The organism is Rikenella microfusus DSM 15922 (genome assembly GCF_000427365.1).
Taxonomy (GTDB): Bacteria; Bacteroidota; Bacteroidia; order Bacteroidales; family Rikenellaceae; genus Rikenella; species Rikenella microfusus.
This window is the reverse complement of record NZ_KE386488.1, coordinates 1,302,337-1,325,266: the sequence shown is the minus strand read 5'-3', so window position 1 is coordinate 1,325,266 and position 22,930 is coordinate 1,302,337. Positions and strand designations below refer to the sequence as shown.

At 56.8% G+C, this 22,930-nt stretch carries 17 protein-coding genes; 5 read left to right on the top strand and 12 right to left on the bottom strand.

Translation table 11 applies throughout. The features are described from left to right. Window positions 1-204 precede the first annotated feature (204 nt). The gene (locus tag RIKMI_RS0106655) at window positions 205-2,034 is read left to right on the top strand and encodes a heterodisulfide reductase-related iron-sulfur binding cluster (RefSeq protein WP_037291640.1); all 1,830 of its coding nucleotides are present in this window, start codon (window positions 205-207) and stop codon (window positions 2,032-2,034) included. A gap of 564 nt (window positions 2,035-2,598) precedes the next feature. Here RIKMI_RS0106655 and proS read toward each other — a convergent pair. The 9 genes from proS to RIKMI_RS14310 all read right to left on the bottom strand — a co-directional run bounded on the left by proS (window position 2,599) and on the right by RIKMI_RS14310 (window position 11,775). Next, window positions 2,599-4,083 (bottom strand): proline--tRNA ligase, encoded by a 1,485-nt coding sequence (gene proS / locus RIKMI_RS0106650; RefSeq protein WP_027290964.1) that lies wholly within the window; start codon window positions 4,081-4,083, stop codon window positions 2,599-2,601. 69 nt (window positions 4,084-4,152) lie between these two features. Further along, window positions 4,153-4,353 (bottom strand): hypothetical protein, encoded by a 201-nt coding sequence (locus tag RIKMI_RS14865; protein WP_147288412.1) that lies wholly within the window; start codon window positions 4,351-4,353, stop codon window positions 4,153-4,155. Between the two features lie 42 nt (window positions 4,354-4,395). Then, on the bottom strand, window positions 4,396-5,433 hold the full coding sequence (locus RIKMI_RS0106640; RefSeq protein ID WP_084135210.1) for a BF3164 family lipoprotein: 1,038 nt from the start codon (window positions 5,431-5,433) through the stop codon (window positions 4,396-4,398). A gap of 91 nt (window positions 5,434-5,524) precedes the next feature. After that, on the bottom strand, window positions 5,525-5,773 hold the full coding sequence (locus RIKMI_RS0106635) for an NVEALA domain-containing protein (protein ID WP_027290962.1): 249 nt from the start codon (window positions 5,771-5,773) through the stop codon (window positions 5,525-5,527). 272 nt (window positions 5,774-6,045) lie between these two features. After that, window positions 6,046-6,600: a hypothetical protein gene (locus RIKMI_RS0106630; RefSeq protein ID WP_147288413.1), complete on the bottom strand. Its 555-nt coding sequence runs from the start codon at window positions 6,598-6,600 to the stop codon at window positions 6,046-6,048. An 8-nt stretch (window positions 6,601-6,608) separates the two neighbouring features. After that, window positions 6,609-7,751, bottom strand: a complete 1,143-nt coding sequence (locus tag RIKMI_RS0106625; protein WP_169715505.1) for a 6-bladed beta-propeller — start codon at window positions 7,749-7,751, stop codon at window positions 6,609-6,611. Between the two features lie 670 nt (window positions 7,752-8,421). Further along, entirely contained in the window at window positions 8,422-8,712 is a 291-nt protein-coding gene (locus tag RIKMI_RS15110) for a hypothetical protein (protein WP_211224110.1), read from the bottom strand. 165 nt (window positions 8,713-8,877) lie between these two features. Next, window positions 8,878-10,422 carry an OmpP1/FadL family transporter gene (locus RIKMI_RS0106610; RefSeq protein ID WP_027290957.1) on the bottom strand — a complete coding sequence of 515 codons (1,545 nt, stop codon included), beginning with the start codon at window positions 10,420-10,422 and terminating at the stop codon, window positions 8,878-8,880. Window positions 10,423-10,461: 39 nt separating this feature from the next. Beyond that, entirely contained in the window at window positions 10,462-11,775 is a 1,314-nt protein-coding gene (locus RIKMI_RS14310; RefSeq protein WP_027290956.1) for a hypothetical protein, read from the bottom strand. A 210-nt stretch (window positions 11,776-11,985) separates the two neighbouring features. On the opposite strand from RIKMI_RS14310, the gene RIKMI_RS0106600 reads away from it, so the two are divergent. Continuing rightward, window positions 11,986-13,236 carry a glutamate-5-semialdehyde dehydrogenase gene (locus RIKMI_RS0106600; protein ID WP_027290955.1) on the top strand — a complete coding sequence of 417 codons (1,251 nt, stop codon included), beginning with the start codon at window positions 11,986-11,988 and terminating at the stop codon, window positions 13,234-13,236. A gap of 84 nt (window positions 13,237-13,320) precedes the next feature. On the opposite strand, the gene RIKMI_RS14600 is transcribed toward RIKMI_RS0106600, so the two are convergent. The 3 genes from RIKMI_RS14600 to RIKMI_RS0106585 form a co-directional block, all read right to left on the bottom strand. After that, window positions 13,321-15,195: an Lcl domain-containing protein gene (locus RIKMI_RS14600; RefSeq protein WP_084135208.1), complete on the bottom strand. Its 1,875-nt coding sequence runs from the start codon at window positions 15,193-15,195 to the stop codon at window positions 13,321-13,323. Between the two features lie 938 nt (window positions 15,196-16,133). Continuing rightward, window positions 16,134-16,799 (bottom strand): Crp/Fnr family transcriptional regulator, encoded by a 666-nt coding sequence (locus RIKMI_RS13285; protein WP_051214395.1) that lies wholly within the window; start codon window positions 16,797-16,799, stop codon window positions 16,134-16,136. Window positions 16,800-17,068: 269 nt separating this feature from the next. Next, window positions 17,069-17,635 (bottom strand): DUF3575 domain-containing protein, encoded by a 567-nt coding sequence (locus RIKMI_RS0106585; protein WP_027290954.1) that lies wholly within the window; start codon window positions 17,633-17,635, stop codon window positions 17,069-17,071. A 69-nt stretch (window positions 17,636-17,704) separates the two neighbouring features. On the opposite strand from RIKMI_RS0106585, the gene RIKMI_RS13280 reads away from it, so the two are divergent. The 3 genes from RIKMI_RS13280 (at window position 17,705) to RIKMI_RS0106565 (ending at window position 22,677) form a co-directional block, all read left to right on the top strand. Beyond that, on the top strand, window positions 17,705-20,365 hold the full coding sequence (locus RIKMI_RS13280) for an SLBB domain-containing protein (RefSeq protein WP_037291631.1): 2,661 nt from the start codon (window positions 17,705-17,707) through the stop codon (window positions 20,363-20,365). A 26-nt stretch (window positions 20,366-20,391) separates the two neighbouring features. After that, complete coding sequence (locus RIKMI_RS0106575) at window positions 20,392-21,681, top strand: 3-deoxy-D-manno-octulosonic acid transferase (protein ID WP_027290953.1); 1,290 nt, start codon at window positions 20,392-20,394, stop codon at window positions 21,679-21,681. 156 nt (window positions 21,682-21,837) lie between these two features. Then, window positions 21,838-22,677, top strand: coding sequence for an SPOR domain-containing protein (locus tag RIKMI_RS0106565; protein WP_027290952.1), 840 nt, complete (start codon window positions 21,838-21,840; stop codon window positions 22,675-22,677). Window positions 22,678-22,930: the final 253 nt, after the last annotated feature.

Genomic DNA, 22,930 nt, shown 5'->3' with positions numbered 1-22,930 from the left:
TTCTGTAACGGATAGGGGGCATCGGGTAACGACATTGATAGCCCCCTATCCGTTACAGAACAAGTTTTCAAAGGAAAGGTCATCCGCCAGGCTCAGGAGATGCGAAGCATCTCAAAAAGTTTTTCTGGTTCTCTTTGTTCACAAAGAGAACAGTCACCTCAAACCTCAACTGTACGAATAAACGAACAGATAAATGGAATAGATATGCAGCCCGGTTCGCCCTGGTTTTTCGATCCTTTCGTCATACCCTTCACAGTGGGAGTGATCTGGTTGTTCGGCGCCATACTCTGGAAGTGGGGCCGATGGTTCGTCAGCCTTCCCGCTGGCGACAAAGCATTGATACGGCACAACATCCTATCGGCCAAAAGCCTCAAAGCCTTGAAAGAAGTCGTGCTCGAATGCCTGATCCACCGGAAAATATGGAAAACCAACCCCATGCTCGGATTCATGCATATGAGCCTTGCCCTGGGGTGGTTTCTGCTGATCGTGGTCGGCAAACTCGAAACCTCGACCTATATCCAGGATCCCGTCAATCCCCCCCATGTGCACGTCTTTTTCCGGTACTTCTTTCCCGAAGAACCCGCCTCCTACGTCCGGCACTTCAACTACGCCCTGCTGATGGACTGCCTGCTGATCTTCGTGTTGTGCGGCGTGGCGCTGGCCTGGGGAAAACGCGCATACTCCCGGATGATGGGGATGCGACGGACCACCCGGCACACCCCCTTCGACCGTATCGCGCTCTCGGCGCTTTGGCTGATCTTCCCGCTGCGCTATATCGCCGAATCCGTCACCTGCGGCGTGCACGACAGCGGCAGCTTCTTTACCGGCGGAACCGGCGACCTGTTGGCCTCGGCAGTGCCGATGGGGATGCTCTCGGCCCTGGAATATCCGGCCTGGTGGGCCTACTCCATCGTGCTCGGCCTCTTTTTCGTGGCACTGCCCTACTCGCGCTATATGCACATCTTCACCGAAGTGCCGCTGATTTTCCTGCGGGCCTACCGCCTGAAAGCGAAACCCGAAGGAAGCTCGTTCGATAATTTCCAGATACAGGCCTGCTCGCGGTGCGGGATATGTCTCGACCCCTGCCCGATCGCAGCCGACCTGAACATCAATCATATACAGGCCGCTTACTTCCTGCGCGACCGCCGGTACGGACATCTGACCCCGCAGGTGGCCGACACCTGCCTGATGTGCGGGCGGTGTGCCGAGGCTTGTCCCGTCGGAATCGAACAGGGGACGCTGCGCCTGAGCAGCCGGGTAGCTTTCGCCCGCCAGACCTCGTCGTATAACATTCCTCGGTATGAGTTCCTGACTGCCGCCGAAGACCGTTCGGAAGGGACGGGAAAAGTCGGTTTCTTCGCCGGATGCATGACTCAGCTAACCCCCGGCGTGCTGCGGGCCATGGAGAAGATATTCGCGGCGGCCGGCGTCGATGTATGGTGGGCCGACCGGAACGGAGGCGTCTGCTGCGGCCGTCCGATGCGGCTGAGCGGCAACCTTCCGGCTGCGAAAAAGATGCAGGATTACAACACGGAACTATTTCGTAAACATCATATTACGACACTGGTAACAGGATGCCCCATTTGCTACAAAAGTTTTACCGAAGAGTACGGAGAGTTGCAACAAACGGGGATTCGGGTACTGCACCACACGCAGTATATCGCGGAACTGATTGCGGGAGGACGTCTCAAAACTTCGGTCGTACAGACGTCGTATGCCTACCATGATCCGTGCGAATTGCGGGGGATTTATGCCGAACCCCGGTACGTATTGTCGCACGTGGCTACGCTGACCAATGCCGAGAGCCGGGAAAAAGATCGGGTGCATTGCTGCGGAGGCAGTCTGGCCAACCTGACGCTGGACACGGCGGCCCAAACGAAGATCGGGACGACGGTGGTGCGGAACCTGCTGGCGACCGGGGCGGAGACAATCGTGACGAGCTGTCCGCAGTGTAAGAAATCGTTGCAACGGTCGGCGGGCAACGATCGGACACGGGTCGTGGATATTGCCGAAGCGGTGGCCGAGGCGGTGTAAAACCGGACTGTCCGGAAGGGGCGAACTGTCCCCAAAACGGACAGGCAATGTCTGATATCCGGGCATTCAGATGACTACATATGACCAAACCTCCCGGCAATCTCTCGTCTCCGCACCGGGGAAGTTTGCACTCCATATATTACGCATAGTCAGATACGTTTTTTACACTCTTTTATCTTTTCGGCCTGCGCCTACTAAACGACCCGCTTTCCGAAACGGCTTCAGGGATGGGCTAAAATCCGCCGAACATCAGGCATACATATAAATCAAAGTAAGGAATACATGCTTACCAACGTAATCATAACCGCTCTACCCTATTTATACGTCTGCCTGACTCCCAAATAATATCGGCCTTGCTCCGAAGCCACCGAAAGCTTCGAAGCAAGGCCGACACAAAAACTCCCTGCATATTTTAAATAAGGTAATTATATACTATTTTACCCTGCATGATTTTTTCGGTTCGCACCGCCGCCCCCCGACGGCCGGAAGCCCTCCGGCGCCGAGCCGAAACAGGGTTTGTGTAAAGTCGTATATAGTCTCCTTAAATAAAACCGTACCGAACGCCTAATACGACTTGGCGAACAGCACACGGCGGTGCGACGGCTTACCCGACACGATACAGGTACCCTCTTCCGCCGGCGCATCGACCGGAATGCAGCGGATCGTCGCTTTCGTCTCGTTCTTGATAAGTTCCTCCGTCTGCGGCGTACCGTCCCAATGGGCCAGGATGAAACCGCCTTTCTCTTCCAGCACCCGTTTGAACTCATCGTAGGTATCCACCCGCGTAATCATCGAATCACGGAACTTCAACGCCTTGTCGTAAATATTCCGCTGAATATCTTCCAGCAGATTTTCGATACGGTCGGCGATGCCTTCGGCCGGCACGCTCTCCTTGGTCAGCGTGTCTCGCCGCGCCAGTTCCACCGTCCCGCCGGCCAGGTCGCGCGGACCGATGGCCAGACGCACCGGCACCCCTTTCAGTTCGTATTCGGCGAATTTGAAACCGCTGCGCACGTTGTCGCGGTCGTCGATCTTGACGGAAATCCCCTTCGCCTTCAGTTCGGCGGCGATCCCCTCCATCACGGCAACGATCGAACGAAGTTCCTCCTCACCCTTGTAGATCGGCACCATCACCACCTGGATCGGGGCCAGTTTCGGAGGCAGCACCAATCCGTTATTGTCCGAATGCGCCATGATGAGCGCCCCCATCAGACGGGTCGAAACACCCCACGAGGTGGCCCACACATAGTCGAGCTGCCCTTCCTTGTTGGTGAACTGCACGTCGAACGCCTTGGCGAAATTCTGGCCGAGGAAGTGCGAAGTCCCCGACTGGAGCGCTTTGCCGTCCTGCATCAGCGCTTCGATGGTCAGCGTATCGTCGGCGCCGGCGAACCGTTCGCTGTCGCTCTTGTGCCCGACGATCACCGGCAGGGCGAGCCACTGTTCGGCGAAATCGCGATAGACGCCGATCATTTTCCGGGCCTCTTCGACGGCCTCTTCTTTCGTGGCGTGGGCAGTATGCCCCTCCTGCCACAGGAACTCGGCGGTACGCAGAAACAGCCGCGTGCGCATCTCCCACCGCACCACATTCGCCCACTGGTTGCACAGGATGGGCAGGTCGCGATAGGACTGGATCCAGTTCTTATAAGTATTCCAGATAATGGTTTCGGAAGTCGGACGCACGATCAGTTCTTCTTCGAGCCTAGCGTCCGGATCGACGATCACTCCTTTGCCTTCGGGATCGTTCTTGAGCCGGTAGTGGGTCACCACGGCGCACTCTTTGGCGAACCCCTCGACGTGGTGCGCCTCCTTGGAGAAGAACGACTTGGGAATGAACAGCGGGAAATAGGCGTTTACGTGGCCGGTATCTTTGAACATCTTGTCCAGCGCGTCGTGCATCTTTTCCCAGATGGCATAACCGTAGGGTTTGATGACCATGCAGCCGCGTACGGCGGAGTTCTCGGCCAACCCGGCCTTGACCACCAGGTCGTTGTACCATTTGCTATAGTCTTCCTCGCGCGAGGTGAGGTCTTTCAGCTCTTTTGCCATGAGTTTCGTATATTTTTCCGATGGGCAAAGATAGGAATTCCGGGCGCAAACGGCAACCCCCGGCCTCCCTTAAAGGGCCACGCGGTAAATCTGTTCCACTCCGCTATCCGGATCCGCCGCATTGAAATATAGGAATCGGTCGTCCGGGGCGACGCTGAACATGCCGATGTCCCGGTCAAAACGGAGTTTCCTTACCGGTCTCCCATCCCAATCAAACACATTGACCGTCCGTTCGCCGCGCCGGCCCTGCCTCATCTCCCCGATACGCATCCCGGCAACAACTATCCAAATAAAATAGGCTCGCTCAGAAATCTACAATGCAAAAACGAGCAACCGCACATTGCCATCCGCATCTCGCGTTAATCCGACCAAACGATTATCGCTCCGATCGACGGTCAATGCATAAATTTTTCGATCGAGCCGATACCGTTTACAATGCCGTCCTTCATAGTCGAATACATGAACCTCATCGCACATCTCGGAATCTTCGTCCAGCATTTTATGTCCGGAATACAAAGCGTACAGGTAGTTATCGGAAAAACTCAGAGCCATATACCCCTGTCGGGAATTCTGATTGGGGGCAGGCACGTTATGATATTCCGGCAGGATATCGTAATCCATATCGAATTGAGAAAACCGCCACAATGGTACGATTTCCCCTTTGCGTACCTCACAGACATCAATTCCACCATCGTACACAACGCTACTGGCAAACATAGAGCAATCCGGCGCTGCCGCCAAGACACCGGTACAAGCCATCGAATGCGATATTAACGGAATGCCATCCGGTTTCGGCGGAAAATTATCCGTTTTACCTAATACACGGGCCATGGAATCCAATAAATAAAAACGGGACGAATCCGCAATCGCAGCACAAACGAACATACCGTTCGCCAACCTAACCATCGCATCCCAATCCATATCTTCAGTATAAACGACCTGTGGCCGTGCCGAACCGCCCAGGACCCGCTTTACATACTGTCCCCTCCGAGCATCGGAGATACCCAGCCATACATTCTGCCGGTCATGCCATATCTCAAGACCCGATATTTCCAAAAATTCGGCAGGACCGCGACCTTCCGTTCCGAACGATTCCGACACCTGACCATCGGAATTCAAAACATAGACCAACGACTGCCCATCCAAGGCATTAACAACCAAACCCGAATCGCAAACCGCCACAAACTCGGATTCCAAAATACCGCAATGACTCAAGTCCACCGAATCCGAGACTATCAATTGTGCTTCCGATTCGGGATTAAACGTATTCACCGACGACGCTTCTTTTGCGCAACTCCACAAACCGCATAGAACGACCAAACATACATATCCGTAAAGAAACTTAATCATGGGTTCAAAAAATTACTTCCATTAAACATCACCTGCAAGAAAAACTCAGGAGATTCCTAACGAATCTCCTGAGACAGCAAGACATCGCACGCTAACCGGGATAGGCATTGCGGACTTTATCGACCAACACACCGTTCGGGCTGAATACGTAACATCTCGATCCTTTTTCATAGCGGCATCCCACAGCCGACGCCTCACCTCCAGCCAGCGCCTCGATATTGGCCAATGTCAGGTCCGAAAATTCCGGCTGCGGTCTCGCCTGCATGTAAGCGAGCACCGCACCGCCGCCCAGTAGTAGCCCACCGGAAACGGCAAAAAGAATTTTATTCAGATTTTTCATAGCATTGTATATTTAGTGAATTTTAAACCCCGGATTCCCCGGGTCCCCCATCTCGTTTTCAAATATATAATATAAAAAACAAAATTCAAACTTTTTACAATATAAAAGCAAGGACAATTAGATGCAACTTTACCCAAAGCCAAGCAAAGATTTTTCCCCACGACCCTACCCTGGAATCGAGTCGGCAATATTGAAATCCGTCTCCTGAGTAGAACAGGGTAAAATCGCAATAACTGCATCGTGTACCGCCCGGAACAATAATCCCATCTCCCCTACCCACGTCCGTTGTCAGCCCGCAGGGAATCTATCGTGGAGCGATACAGTTTCCACATTGCCGCATTGCCGATCGGCGAACCGACCAGCACGATCCGGTTGTCGCCGTCCAACAGAAAAGTATTGAAAACCGGATGGACAGGCAAATTATTGGCCTCCCAAAACCCACTGCCCGGATCGGCCAGCACCGTTGCCGGACAATGACCGTTCCTGACTGCCGGAATCGCTTGTTCCGGTCTCTCTGCAACCACGAAAATAAGCGGGATCTCTCCTTGCCAACGTTTCAACTCACGCATATAGATATTCCACTGCGGAATATGCATCTGGCACACATTGCATTCCTGAGCCGTAACGCAAACCAATATTTTCGGCACGGCAGCAACCGCCTGCGACCAGAGCGAATCGGACATCCACAGCCCGGCGGAGGCCAGCAGGGAATCAGAGAAAACGATCTTTTGTCCGACCAATCGCTGAACCATTCCATCGCCCTGCCGCCCGCTTCCGCATCCTGCGCATACCAACATCGCCCCGATCCATAATACGACACGTTTCATCGGGTTCCCTACTTCAACGTATAAAAGACCAACGCGCAATCCCCGTCAAAAATACGTTTACGGACATCGTCCGGCAACTTTGCTATCCGCGGCTCCGTCTTTTCCAGAAAAGTCTCGGAATCCGGCGTCACCCAGCTGACAAACGTAGAATCATTGACCGGATAAAAACCCGCAGTCTGGTCCCGCACGACATAACGTCCTCGATCCAGATAAATCCGCCCGTCCCGCAAATCGGCCATGAAAACATCCCATTCGCCGCCGGGCATGGTAATCTGCCCCATCAGATACGGACCGACGACCGCAGGATTCCACTCTCCGATCCGATAATAATCGAATTTTTCATCCGCAGGCAAATCGCGCACCTCCCGCCGTTTTTCGTAGGCGATCCGATGCCGTTCCGGAAAATCGAAATGAATGCAACGTGTAAGATGCCCCTGACGGTTATAAAAGTAGACCGAATCGCTGCCCCCTTGCATCCAGATCAGCAAAGAATCGGATACTTCGGTCAGTAAAGCCCGTGTCGATGATGCGTCGTATTTCCCGCGTTTCCATTCCGGTTGCATCCGATCGTCCGTTTTGTACAATCCGTATCTATTTTCGGGATTTTCCCGATAATAGATATCTCCGGTCCACAAGAAACCGCTGTCGCAGGCAGCGAACGAAGCGAGATCCGCATCCGCGAGCGGAATATCCTCTACGAACTGCCCGTCAAGCGTATAAACGACCATTTTCCCGGCGTGGCCGTCGGCTATGAACAACCTATCGCCGCGGATCGTGAAATCATCGATCTGGATCACTTCCCCGGGTCCCTTTCCCGCCCGGCCGATATGCCGCCTGTAAGCGCCGTCCGGCCCGAAAACCCGAATCCCGTAATCGGCACGCATGCCGTCATCCATGATATAAAGTTCATCCCTATACACCCGGATCTTGGATATATCGGCCAAAAAGCTCTCCGGGGTACTTTCCAAAGGAACGTATCGCACGGCCGCGACCAAATCCTGCAACAGACCGGCCGAATCGGGTCGCCACTCGATCGTTCGGGTAACGACATCGTCCATACCTGCATCCGTTCGGGCCGCTTCCTGACGCGTACCGCAGGCGCTCATCCCCAGCCAGATTCCTGCCCACAAAACAAAACACGATTTCCTCATATTTACGCAAATAATTAAAAACAATTCGAAAACGGGCGGAATACCCGCACGCATCCCGCCCAAATAACGACCCGATTACAACAGGCAGTGAATATTGATACAATCGCCGCCATTCTCACGGCCTTCGCAAATCACATGATGCGTTTTGCATGCCCTGCATTGATCTTTGGATTCGCGGGCAGGCCCCTGAACAATCGGATTCACATCCATTCCGGCCCCTATCGCCTCGATATTGGCAAGGGTAAGATCCGAAAGCTGCTCCTTAGGTTGTGCGACGAGGTAGCTCGTCACCGCCCCGACTCCAAGCGCAAATGTTACGCCTGAGGCAAGCACCTACACTTTTTCATGAGACTTTTAAGTGAAATGCAAAGACCTAAGCATCATCGTTCTCAAATATATAACATCAAAAACAAAACTCAAACTTTTTACAACATAAAAGCAAGGACAATCAGATGCAACTTTACCCAAAGCCAGGCAAAGATTTTTCCCCACGACCCTACCCTGGAATCGAGTCGGCAATATTGAAATCCGTCTCCTGAGTAGAACAGGGTAAAATCGCAATAACTGCATCGTGTATCGACCGGCAAAACAATCCGGGCGGGACATCCTTTGGATGTCCCGCCCGAAACCGACTTATTGCCGGCAGCTTTCATCCGCCTGCCGGGAACGATCAACGGCCGCAGCAACCGCCGCGTCTGCCATGATGCCGGTCATGACGACCATGATCGCAGCAATAACCTTCGTGATGGCAGTCCTCGCAGTCCTTGCACTCCTCATTCCGGCGGCAATCCTTGCATTCCGAGCAGTTTTCCTTGCACGTGCACTCTTTGCAGGCGCACTCCTTGCAGCAACATTCGACTTTCGTTTTTTCACTCTTCTTGTCCTTGTCCTGTGCCGACAAAGCCGTGAAGCTCAGCGCGCAAAATAATACAGCGCAACAAAATACGATCTTTTTCATCATAGTCTGATACTTTTGTTCTGTTAGACTTAAGTAAGTTTGGGTCTAAGGTACGGATTCCATCCATTCCCCGCAATCCCCAATAATGGGGATTTTAGCACCGACGCACCTCCCGCCGGAGTATAACTCCCCCACCGCCGCGGGACAGAACTGCACCTGAAAACCGCCCTAAAACTTGAACGCCACGGTCAAAATCACATTGTGATTCTTATCCTCCGTATAAACCGTCCCGTCCGTAGCCACCCGATACCCGTCCCCGGCCGTATAATCGAACGGTTTGAACGGCATTTGTTTCGCGCTGCCATATACATAGGCCAGGTCGATATTGACGACCCGGTTACGATAACCGATACCGCCCGACCACTGCTGATATTCGCCGTAACGTTTGAACTCGCCGCCCTTATACGCCGAACTGCTGTATCCGTATCCGGCACGCAGGAACACCGAACGCAACGGCTGGAACTCGACCCCGGCCCGGATCACATCCGACGGCGTATAAGTGTCCGCGATCCCCGCGTTCACATCGGCGTAACCGTCCGAAGTGTACTTCATATGCTGGTACCACGCCCGTTCGTAATCCACGCTGACGATCCCCAGCGTCCCGATCGTCGCGGAAATGCCGGCCAGCAGACGCGACGGCGTGCGCAGGTTGTACTCGTTCCGCAGAATGGGCGTATCGCTGTAACCATAGTTATATCCCTCCCTGGGATGCGTATAGTACGTCGTCATGGCGGCATCGTACTCTTCGCTCATATTGATCCACGTAGGCGAATGGTAAGCCACGCCGATACGCAGCCAGGGCAACGGGCGCACCGTGGCGCCGACCTTGAGGTTCACCCCCGCGCCGCTCATCCGCAGATTCTGGTCGTAATACATGCTGTGCAGCCCCACGTTATCGGCGGAAGTCATCTCCGAATAGGTATCGTAACGGTCGTAATAGATATCCTGAATGCCGAGCGTGGCCCCCACGTAAAGGACGTCCCTGAAATTATACCCCCCGCTGATCGTGTATTCGTTGATCGCCCCCGTCGTACGGCGGTACCATTCCGGATAGAGCAGCGTTCCCCGCTGAATCATATTGCCCATGGTGTAGGCCTGCGGGTCGCTCCCGCCGACCGGATCGAGCAGGGCCGTCTGGTACCCCATAATCGCCCCCCACATGGCCGGAGGATAGTTGTAAAAGGCCTGGTAAATGTCCCGTTCCGGCGCTCCGATGGTGGAAGAAGGCACCCCGTAAAGCTGTTCCACGAACATATCGCCCATCGAGAACGCCTCGCCGTAGCCGATGGCCCGGCTGCGGCCGTTGAAATCGGCCAGCCGGTTCATACCGAAGCCCACGGCGAAATTATCGCCGGCGTAGACCATCGAAAAACTGCCCACGTTCGCTTTCGTATTGCCGAGATTGTTCGATATGTTTCCGCCCGGTCCGCCGTAATCTGCGGTACGGCCCGTAATACGCAGGCCGGGACTGACGCTTACTTCGCCGCTGCCGTACATGGCGATACCGGCCGGGTTGATGCTCATGGCGGCCGCGTCGGCCCCAAGCGAGGTGAACGCTCCACCCATACCGGCGGAACGGGCGCTCGACAGGCCGAAGTTCTGGCGCGAGAACAACAGCAGCTCTTCCGAACCCTGCGCCCGCGCGTGTTCCGTTACGATCAGGGCCACCCCCGCGGCTGCCGCCAGCGTCGCCCGTATGAAATTCCTGTTCATAGTCGTTTCGTATTAAAAATGACCCTGCAAAATCATCGCCTACCGCCGCCGGTAACCGCCGCCTCCGCCCGAAGAACCTCCGCCACCGATCGTCCCGCCGCCGCTGCCCCGCGAAGGCGCCGAATAGACCGGAGCCGAACGGGACGGTTCGCTCCGCTGCGGCGTCTGAGTACGGGTAGTCGTCTCCCGTCTCGGCGCAGGCATCGTACTCGTCTGTCTGCGATACGAACGATCCACCGACGGGCGCGAAACGTTGCCGCTGTTACCGCCGCTGACGGTCGGCCGCGAAGAGACAGCCGGATTGTACTGGTTGCCGCTGCTGCCGGGACGGATTCCGCTGCCCGGCCGGCGGTTTACCGCCCCGCTGCCGCTGTTGATAGACACGCCGGTCCCGTTTTCATTGCGACGGAACCCGCCCGAATACCCCGGACGTCCGGAACCGCCTCCGCCTCCGGGACGGTACCCCGGCGCCGGACCCCAACCCGGCCGCCGGTTACCCCAAATAACCGGCCTGCCATGATACGGGCCGTGCCCGCCTCCGCCCCAGTGCGGCGGGTGGTATCCCGGTCCGCCGGGCCACCAGCCGGGACCCCAGCCCCACGAAGGCCCCCAATCCCATGAGGGTCCCCAGCCCCACGCCGGGCCCCAACTCCAAGATGGCCGCCAGCCCCATGTCCAGTTCCAGCCCCAGCGCCACGAGGGGCCCCAGTACGGGCCGGCCCATCCGTAATAGCCCCAGCGCCACGGGTAATTCCACGGCGCGTACCAGCCGAAATCCCACGGATCGTCCCACCACCAGCCCGGCCCCAGGTTCAGGCTGATATTCACGCTGCCGCCCGACGGAGCCGTGAACTCCTTGCTTCGGATCCCGGCGGCCGGGTCGCTGCCGTCGAACAGGGCCGAAATATAGACCGGTTCGACCCACATTTCATTGCCGAAAGTAATGACGTTGTAAAGTTCCGGATCATACTTGGCCTCCAGCATCTTATGGTAACTCTCCATCAGCTGCCAGTAGCTGTCGTCCATCTCTTTATAGTTTTTATAGGCATCGAGCCTCCGCTGCAACGCTTCGTCGTAGCTGGTCACCAGTTCGTCGCCTCCGGCAGACGGTTCGACGACGGCAGCCGAAGACGCCTCCGAAGCAGCCTGCGCCGGCGTCCAATTGACCGGCATCTGCTGTTGCGTCTGCTGTTTCCGTACCCGTTTCTGCGCCTCTGCGGCGGCCTGTGCTTCAGCCTGCCTGCTCTTTCTGGTCGATCCCCGGTACAGGTCATCGACGTATCCCCCGCCCTGGGCGAACGCCGCAGCGACCGTCCAGCATGAGAGAATCAGGATGATGAGGGATTTTTTCATGGCTGCATATCGTTAGTGTAAACTTTCGCGCGGAACGACGGCTCCCGCCGCCTTTAAATATTTGACGCACGTAGCTTTACAAAGTTAAATCTTTTATCCGTCCATACTAACGGAAGGACAGGTTTTTCTATTATTCAATCCGCGTGCCGAAAGAGACGGGGCTGGCGAAAAATCCATACCTTTGCCCTCCGGAACCCTGATCGAACCGTTATGAAAAGCTATACCGAACTATTCGAACGCGCCCGTTCCGCCTCGCGCACGCTGGCGCTGCTCGACGCCGGAACGACCGACCGCGTGCTGCGGGCCGTGGCCGACCGCATCGGCCCGCTAACGGAACATATCCTGAACCGAAACGCGCTGGATCTGGAGCTGATGGACCCGGAAGACCCGCGCTACGACCGGCTGAAGCTGACCCCGGAACGGTTGCAGGGCATCGCGGAAGACATACGCAACGTGGCGGCGCTCCCGTCGCCCCTGGGGCTGACACTCGACGAGAAAACCCGGCCGAACGGCATGACGATCGCCAAAATATCGGCGCCTTTCGGGGTGGTCGGTATCATTTACGAAGCGAGGCCGAACGTCGGTTTCGACTGCTTCTCGCTCTGCTTCAAATCGGGCAATGCGGTGATACTCAAGGGAGGGACGGACGCCCGGCACTCCAACGAGGCCATCGCGGGACTAATCCGTTCCGTGCTCGAAACGGAAGGCGTCTGTCCGGACGCCGTGCAGCTGCTGCCGGCCGACCATGCGGCGACGGCCGAAATGCTGGGAGCGACGGAATATATCGACCTGGTGATTCCGCGCGGCAGCCAGCGGCTGATCCGTTTCGTGCGCGAAAACGCCCGGGTGCCGGTTATCGAGACGGGGGCGGGCATCTGCCACACCTACTTCGACCGGGCGGGGGACAAGGTGAAAGGGGCGATGATCGTGAACAACGCCAAAACGCGGCGGGTGAGCGTCTGCAACGCGCTGGACTGCCTGCTGATCCACCGGGAACGGTTGGACGACCTTCCGCTGATCTGCAATATGCTGGCGGACAGCAACGTAATCGTTTACGCCGACCCGGAAGCCTACGAGGCGCTACGCTGCCGTTACCCGGCTCCGCTCCTGAAGGAGGCGACGCCGGAATCCTTCGGCACGGAATTCCTCGCTTACAAGATGGCTATACGCACGGTGGGGTCGCTGGACGAGGCGACGGAACACATCGCCCGTTACAGTTCGAAGCACAGCGAAGCGATCGTGAGCGAAGACCCTGCGGCATGCGACGAATTCGTGCGGCGGGTGGACGCGGCATGCGTCTATTGCAATGTCTCGACGGCGTTCACGGACGGGGCGCAGTTCGGCCTGGGGGCGGAAATCGGGATCAGCACGCAGAAACTGCACGCGCGCGGCCCCATGGGACTGAGAGAGCTGACGAGTTACAAATACGTCGTCCGAGGCGACGGGCAAATCAGATGCTGAACGATACGACAAAGGGTTGCCCTGCCGAAGGACAACCCTTTTCGTTCGGAGACCGCGCGGCAGCCGCCGAGCCGGTTCCTGTCGTTATAAATCTCTGACGCAACGCACGAACGCAGAACCTCCGCCTACTTTTTCCAGGGGCATAACAAAACCTACTTTCTGATAATTCTCATCTTCAAAACCTTTAGGATCCATAAACCACGCCTTATCCGGATCGCCGGCTTTGCTCACCCCTGAACAATGACGTTCGTTAACCAACAATTCACCTTTAAGATTTTCCCAATATTCCCCCTCGTCGATCGTATATAAGGTTCTAATCAGTTGCAGTTCGGCAAGAGTCGGCAAACGCCAGGTTCCGCTCGCTCCGGTACCGGCCTGGTTATAATTTTTACATATCTCGTAAGCATCCGTCCAATAACAATTACGGTCGGCATGGTCTTTCAACGTGGTATGACGGGTCGCCAATGCGAATTTAGGCGACACCTTGTTGTACGGACTATTTTCGTCGTATGTATGCCCCGGGGCGGAGATGTCGGTACGGTTCAGATAATCCACTTCTTCGGTAGTCAGCTGGTCTGAGGCGGCAATGCCGTTGTCCGAAACGACGATAATATTTTCGGTCGGGGCAGGCTCTGGCTCCACGACATAATCCAAATCCCGGACGCAACGCACTCTTCTGCTCTCCGTTTTCATTCCGTCTTCGGTCGCTCCGTTTTCCATCCATACAGGCCAGGCAACCAAACCGTCTGTGCCCGCCATCGTTACGGCTGACCAATAAGAATATTTGACTTCTTCCCCCCTGCCATGAGGGTCATAAGTCTCGAACCCGTCTCTTAATTCCGGAATACTATGGATAAGTTGCAGCTCTTTGACGGTCGGCACCCTCCATTTGCCGGACGGCGCAGCGCCCGGCACGTTGGTATAGGCTTTGCAGGCATCGTATGCATGTACCCAATTATACCTTTTTAGTTCCGCGTCATCGTATGCGATACCGGTATTTTCGGGCGAAGCGTCGGCGACGGCGACCGCGAATTTGGGCGACAGCCTGTTATACGGACTATTTTCATCGAACCAATATTCCTCCTGGGTCGTATTGTTGCCGGCCAGCCATGCCGCCTGCTCGGCGGTCAGCAGGTCGTGGAAACCCGCTCCGTGATCCAGTGCCACGACAATATTTTCCGTAGGTTCCGGCTCCGGATCGTCGGCCGGTTCTTCTTCCCCGGCGCCTATCGTCACGGTACAGCCTGCCGATACTTTCTTATTGGAGGAAGAGGTCGCCGTTACGACGGCCGTCCCGTCGGCCACCGCCGTTATCAACCCGCTTACGGGATGCACCGTCGCTATCTGCGGGTCGCTGCTGGCCCACGTCACGGATTTTATCGTGGCGTTTTCCGGCGTAACGGAAGCCGCCAGCGTCGCGGTCTCTCCCGCATCGAGCCGGAGTTCCGTTTCGCTGAGTTCGATTCCCTCCACCGGGACGGGCGCAGGGTTCCCGCTTCCGTCCTGTTTCGTCCCCTCCTGAACAACGGTAACGGTGAAGACATGGTTCCCCGAACGAACCGTAATCGTCGCCGTCCGCTTTTCGCCCGTATAATTTTGGTCCATCTCGATGCGAATCGTTACCGTTCCGCTTCCGCCTTCGTAGATTTCGGTGTCTCCGTTATATAATTTCAGCCATACGACATTATTTCCCGTTTCCGCGACGCGTGCGTCGGATTTCGTCCGCACGGCCGACTGCCCCGGAACCTGCGCCTGCCCTTCATCGACAGTCGCCGTCCACGCAGCGTCGGTCGTAAACGTGAAACCGCCGCCCGTATCCTCATGATCCGCATAGGCCGTTTGCAACAGCTGCTCCTGCGCGGGAGGGACGAACGCGTTTCCCCCGTCGCCGCCTTTTTCTTTTTTACAGCCCGTAACTACCAATACGGCTGAAAGAATCAATAACAAATGCTTTTTCATGATCGTTCGATTTATTCTCCTGCTCCTTTCGACCGGATGTACGTCGGCATCCGGCAAGAGACCGGGACGATTTCGATTTCCAACCGAATTCGCGGCGATCCGTCCCGAATCGATGGACAAAATCGCCCGCTGTTTACTAACTATTTGTCGATCAATTGTATATATCGATCAAAGAAAGCCCGTGAGCGCTCCGAACGGGCAGACCGATACGCAGAGACAAAAGTAACCGTTTACATTATACGTCAATAGATCGGGACTATCAAGAACACATTTAAAAATATTCGCATCGCGACATACTCTCAATGGATATCCGTCATAAAATCGAACGGCAAGCATATACGCTTTACCTAAAAGCGGACAATGATCTCCCCAACGGCCTTGTGTCCGGGCGGCATAACTGTTTCGGAGATGGGCACAGGCCGGAAACAACTGGAAATCAAGCGTACAAATACAACGAGGTAAATCGGTCTGGATACCGAAGTCCGATTATATACATTGATATACCAAATATATTAGAATGCGGACCACCCCGGTCGGCTCCGCGCCGGACGGCACGAGGCGGTGCAAACCCGGACAAAAAACCCGGAGGGTCCGGCGCGAGCCGAAAAAGTATCGACGAAAACGAATGGGGATATCGAAGTATATAATCGGGCATTAAAATATATAATCAGATAACCGTAAATTGCTTAGAACCGTAACCTGCGGTCATCCATAACCATATACAGAAAAACTCCCTTTTCCGCAGAGCCGAAAATTGTTCGGCCCTGCGGAAAAGGGAGTCGGAACGACCGGTTTCGATTTGGTAATTATATACTGTGTTTACACTGCATGATTCTTTCGACTCGCGCCGCCCCCGATGACCGAAAGCCGTCCGGCACCGAGCCGAAATCGTCGGAAAGTTTGTGTAGGGAACCCGGAGCGGGAAACAAACGACCGGATTACTGCGGAGCGACCATCGCTTCGAGCGCCTTGCGGTTACGGATCACCACCTGCGTCCGGGACAATTCGACATAGCCTTTCTTGGCCAGCTCCGAAAGCGTCTGTTCCAGCGCATTGCGGGTAATGTCCAGCCCGTCCGTCATTCGGTCGGTATCCAACGGGATCGTGTCGCCTTCCGTACCGGACGAGAGCAGCAGCGCGGCCACCTTTTCCGTCAGCATCAATACCGAAAGCGCGTAAATTTTGCGCGAAAAATAATTCGCCCGGTTCGAAATGATGTCGATGAAATTCGACAGCACGATCGTATTGTCCTGCATCATCTCGAACAACCCGCCCCGGTGCAGCGTCATGATCTCGGTCCCGTCTTCGTTCGCGATCACGTCGATCGGCAGGCGGTTGTACCCTCCGAAAAGAAAAGCCGGCGCGATCAGCTGCGGCGCCGCGATATTGTCGATGATACGCCTGCGGCCCGCCGCATCCGTCACTTCGCCCCGCACCGAGCCTTTCAGGATAATCATCAGTCCCGAATAGGCCGTATCGCGTTTGGCGATGCAGGCGTCGTGGTCGTAGGCGGCCGTCGCGAACGACGAACGTTCGAGCAGGGCATCTATCGTAGGTTGGTCCAGCCCGCGGAACAGGGGCGAATCTTTGAGTATCGGAAACATGGCATATCTGTTTTTAATACCACTAAGTTAGCGGATTTTTGGCGAAAATGCCAAAGAAAAAGCGGCATATTCCGCCTCTGGAAAGGACATACCGCCCGGAAATGGCTGGCGGACGGTCGGTTATACAGACATGCCGCGGCTGCGGATCGCACAGGCCTGCAAGTCACATGCGTCGGGCAGCAACCGAATATCCGGTCGTCCCGGGCTAAACTCTTCCGTCGAAACGGAAACAGATACAAAAGCGCCGCAACGAACTGTTTCGAATTCGATTACTCCCGTCCCATGCCCAGGCGGTAAACGAACGTCACCCCGGCCTTGTACGGGATCCACTCGCCGCTGCGATTCCAGTCTGCATAACGCAATCCCGTCTGCGTATCCATACCGTAATACCAGCCGAGATGCCATCCCCCGCCGACATAGAAGTCCATCCCCCAGCGCCGCGCGATGTCGATCTGCCAACCCAGCGTAACGCCGAGTCCCATCCCGATCCCGTGCTGCACCTGGGTCTTCGGATGGCCCCACTTGCTCACCTTGTAAGAGTCGTAAGAGACATATCCTCCGACATAAAACCCCTTCAGCGCCTCTTTCGGATAAAAACGGACCTCCGGGATCAGCTGAAGCCCTTTCAGCGGCCGCCCCTTGACGCTCTCCCACGGAGAATAGACCGCATCGGCGTTGAACGTGAATTTCTCGCCCAGCCGCGTTTCCACCGACATGTTCGGCACCCCGACCGCCCAATACAGCGCATTCCACTTGAGCGACGTATTCTGAGCCGTCGCCGCGCCCACGCTTCCGGCCAGGGCGAACAAAGACAATATCACAATCTTACGCAGCATAAACCGTTGTTTTCATGCTCCAAAGATAGCAATAAATATTACCTTTGCCGAAAATTACGTGTTTTACCTATGACCTTCAAGCTATTCACGGCGTCCGCTTTCGCGATCGGTCTGCTCGCCTTTTCGACCACCGACCTGTCGGCCCAGACGCAAAACATCGATATATCGAAAGAAGAGCTGATCCGCCAGGCCATGTCCAAAGGTTACGACCCGAGCATGAGACAAGGGCTGGAAGGACTCGATATCGAAGGCCTCAAGAACAACGGCACTTCGACCTCGACCGGAAAAAGCGGCAGCGGCAAATCCCAGACGACCTCCACGACGACCGACCGCACCCGGAAAGACTCCGACCTGAAAAATCTGGAATACGACCGGCGCAACAACGGCGTGGACACCAAAAGCTCCGCTTACCAGCGCGAACAGGACCGGCAGAGCGACTACCGCAAACGCACCGTCCGCGACAAAGACGGCAACCTGGTGGATGCCGAAACGGGCGAGATATTCGAAACCGCCGACGGGACGGTAACCGCCTTAGGGCAGCAGAACCGGATCAGCGCCGTGGGAACGACCGTTACCGACCCCCGGCTGAACGCAGTGGGCGAACTGACCCCCGCCGAAGCCAACCGGCTGAAAGAGGAGGAAAAACGGATACAGGACTCCATCCTGCGCAACAGCGTATTCGGCCGCGAAATCTTCTCGGCGCGGAATTTGACTTTCGCTCCCACCTATAACCTGCCCACCCCGGCCAACTACGTGCTGGCGGCGGGCGACCGACTCTTCATCGACCTTTGGGGAGACGCTGAAGCCAACTACGACCTGAAAGTCAGCCCGGACGGTTTCATTACCGTACCGAACGCCGGCATCATCAACGTGGGCGGCCTGACCGTCGAAGCGGCCGAAAACCGCATCCGGAACAAAATGGCCTCCACAGTGGCAGGACTGGGCGACGGAACCGTGGACCTGAAACTTTCGCTCGGCGACATCCGCTCCATCAAAGTGAATATCATCGGCGAAGCCTCCATGCCCGGCACCTACACCCTGCCTTCGCTGGCGACCCTGTTCAACGCCCTGTACGAAGCGGGCGGCGTGAGCGACATCGGGTCGCTGCGCAGCATCAAACTGATCCGGGGCGGCAAACAGGTAGCCGATCTGGACGTGTACGACTATCTCGTCGGCGGCCGGCAGGAAGTGAATGTAGGCTTGCAGGACAACGACATGATCATCGTGCAGCCCTACGAAAACCTGGTCAAAGTGACCGGCAAAGTGAAACGGCCCCGGATTTACGAACTTCGCAAAGGCGAAACGGCCGACGACCTGCTGAAATACGCGGGCGGCTTCATGGGCGAAGCCTATAAGGACAATCTCACCGTCAATCGCAAATCCGGCCGGATGATGAGCGTGCACAGCGTACCGGTCGAAGAGTTCGCCGAATTCGCCATGGCCGACGGGGACAGCATAGCCGTCGGCGAGGTGATCCGGCAGTACGCCAACCGCGTAACGGTCGAAGGGGCCGTCTGGCGGCCCGGCGATTACGAGCTGAGCGACAGCATGTCCACGCTGAAGGCGTTGATCCGCAAGGCGGAAGGCATCCGCGGCGACGCGCTGATGAGCCGTACCCAGATCGTCAGGCTCAACGACGACTATACTTTCTCCGTCGAATCGGTCGATCTGCGGGGGCTGCTGAACGGCACCGTCGCCGACGTCGCGCTGAAACCGGAAGACCTGGTGCGCATCCCGTCGGTCAATTCCCTCAGGGAAGGTTATACGATCGAAGTCAAAGGCGAGGTCAATACCCCGCAGACCCTGCTCTACCGGGACAATATGACCATCGAAGACGCGATCCTGATGGCCAACGGGCTGAAAGAGTCGGCATCGCTGGCACGCATCGAAGTGGCGCGGCGCGTCAAAAATCCGAACTCCACGGAACCCTCCGACCGGATCGCCGAGCTGTTCCAGTTCAACATCCCGGCCGACCTGGGCCTTTCGCCGGAGACCGCGTCGTTCACCCTGCAACCTTTCGACGAGGTCTATATCCGCCGCTCGCCGGGTTACAGCGAACAGAACAGCGTCTTCGCCCAGGGCGAATTCCTCTTCGACGGCGAATACGTGCTCTCGACCAACAACGACCGGTTGAGCGACCTCGTGGCCAAAGCGGGCGGACTGACCCCCGAAGCGTACCTCAAGGGAGCCTACCTCAAACGACAGCTCTCCGAAGAACAGCTCACCCGGCAGGAGACCCTGGCCGACCTCTCGGAACGCAATAAAGCCGCCGCCAAAGACTCCATCATGATCAAAAAGAAAGAGGTCGGCGACTACTATCCGATCGCCATCGATCTGACGGCGGCGCTGAACGACCCTTCGTGCGAGGAGAACCTCATACTCGAAGACGGGGACATGCTGGTCGTTCCGAAGTTCAACAACACGGTGACCATCAGCGGCGCAGTGCTTTACCCCTGTACCGTCACTTACGTCAAAGGCATGAAGATCAAAGACTACATAGCCCGCGGCGGCGGCTACTCCGCACGGGCCAAGAAACGTCCTTTCGTGATCTACGCCAACGGGTTGCCGGATGCGAAAAAAGGCGGGCGCTGGCCCAAAATCGCACCGGGCTGCGAAATCGTGGTACCCTCTAAACCGCCGAAAGGCTCCGGTATGGGCGCTACCGAAATCATGAGTCTGGCCAACAGCTCGATCTCGATGGCCGCCATGATTACCTCGCTGTTCAGATAACCGAATAGATCAGCATACACGCAGGAATGAAATTCCTTTATAACTGTTCCATACGCGCCTTCAGCCTGGGGATCGGGCTGGGGGCGCTTTTTAACCGGAAAGCCCGGTTGCTGCACCGGGGACGGAAAGGACTGCTGGCCCGCATCGAACGGGCGGAGGCCTCCGCCGACCACGGAGCGGGCACCGTCTGGATACATTGCGCCTCGCTCGGAGAATTCGAACAGGGACGGCCCCTGATCGAAGAGCTGCGGCGCCGTTATCCGGTCGGAGGCCCGCAGTACCGCCGCATCGTAGTCACCTTCTTTTCGCCTTCCGGATACGAAATCCGGAAAAATTACGACCAGGCCGACGCGATCTATTACCTGCCCGCCGACACGCCCGGGAACGCCCGGCGGTTCGTGGCGGCGGTGAGACCCGAAACCGCGATCTTCGTTAAATACGAATACTGGCGCAACTATTTCGCCGCACTGAAGCAGGCCGGGGCGAGAACCTGCGTGGTTTCGGCCATTTTCCGGCCCGACATGGTTTTCTTCAAACACTCTCCCATGGGCCGTTTCATGCGCGAAACCCTGGCTTTGCCGGACCGCCTGTTCGTCCAGAACGAAGCCTCGAGAGAGCTGCTGGCGACGATCGGGTTCGGGCCGGAGCGGGTAACCGTGAGCGGCGACACCCGGTTCGACCGCGTCGTGGCTTTAGCGGAAAAGGCGCCGGAACTGCCTCCGGTAGCGGCTTTCGTGCGGAACGCGCAGGCCCCGGTCATGGTCTGCGGAAGCACCTGGCCCCCGGACGAAGAGATCCTGCTGGAGCTGATGAAGGCCCGTCCGGAGATGAAATTCATCGTCGCGCCGCACGAACTGGATCCCGTCCGAATCGACGAACTGATCCGACGCAGCGGCCGGAAGGGGCTGCGCTATACCGCCGTCTCCGAAACCGCATCCGCGGCGGCATTGCAGGAAGCCACCCTGCTGGTGATCGACACCATAGGCATCCTGTCGGGCGTGTATCGCTACGGTCTGCTCGCCTATATCGGCGGCGGCTTCGGACGCGGCATACACAACACGCTGGAAGCGGCCACATGGGGCATGCCGGTCGTTTTCGGTCCCGCATACGCCGCTTTCGCCGAAGCCGTGGAACTGGTGGAGTTGGGAGCCGCCGCACCGGTAACGGACGCAGGAGGGTTGATCCGTACCGTAAACGAGTGGCTTGCCGACCCGGCCGGCCTCGCTTTCAAAAGCGCGGCGGCGGAGTCCTATGTACGCAGCCGTGCCGGGGCCACCCGGATCATCCTCGCCTCGATGGATGAAATGGCGCAATGAGATCGGACGGCCCCGACGGGCGGCAGACGGGAAACGGCCGGGACGGATTCTCCCGCGCGTTTCCGGAACGGAATGTCCCGAAGAAAACGTTCCGGCATCCGTTTTGTCAGTAATACCGAAAATCATTACATTTGTTACTATTCAATCACCTACGTCATGTCGAAACCTGCCATAAAATCACTGCCGTTCGCGCTGGCGGTCGCCCTGTGCCTCTCTCTCGTACCGGAAAAAGCCGCCGCGCAAAACCGCAAAGCGGAAAAACAACGGGCCGAAGAGCTGAGCTACCAGCAGGCCGGCGGAGTTTCCGCAGACCGGAAAGACCGGGAATGGGTCGATCCGAACGCTACGATCGTGCGGGGCACGCCGCGTTCGCGGCTCAGTCCGGCCGAACAACTGGCTTTCAACCTGAACCAACGCAAAGCGGAACTGCAGGAACAGGTGGATCTGCTGGGCGCCGAGCTGAAAACGGCACGGGGATCGCGGGCGCGGAAAATCACCAAGGAGCTGGATATACTGGCGGACCAGATCGCGGTCATCGACCGTAAACTGGAGGCCCTGCCCAAACCGCAGACCATTCCGGAAGCCTACTCCAGCGGCAAACCGTTCAAACAGTTCGTGGACTCGCTGGTAGATAAACGGATCGAAGAAGAAGGCTACGTGAAAGGGCCGAGCGACACTCCGGCGACGGACAACTACACGGCTCCGGCCCGCAATACCGCCGACGCATACCGGGTCGTGTACCGGGTGCAACTGGCCGTAACGTCCTATCCGAACGAGGGGGCGTTCGCGGCATTGCCGGGCGTGCGGATGTCGCAGCGGCCGGACGGCAAATACGCCTATTACTACGGCGGCTATCCGACCTATGCCGAAGCCCAGTCGGCCTGCAAACGCCTGCGGACGAACGCGAAATACCGGGACGCTTTCGTCGTGGCGATGCAGGGCACACAACGCATCAGCCTTCAGGAAGCGTCCCGGCTGACCTCGACCGTCCGGTAAAGTCGAATACGGGTAAATATACGGCCTCCTGATTATATACTTTGGTATACCAAGCCTATTCGGCGGTAATTTCCCGCTATCGGCTCCGCAGTGCCGCCGGGCACTCCGAGCGGGAGTTCTTTTTGTCGAAAGAGTCAGATACGAGGCGATGCAACCCCGGACAAAAAGACCCTAAGGGTCCGGCACGAGCAGAAAAAACGCCGGTGAAAATTATCGGTATATCGAAGTATATAATCGGGTACAACTTTATTCT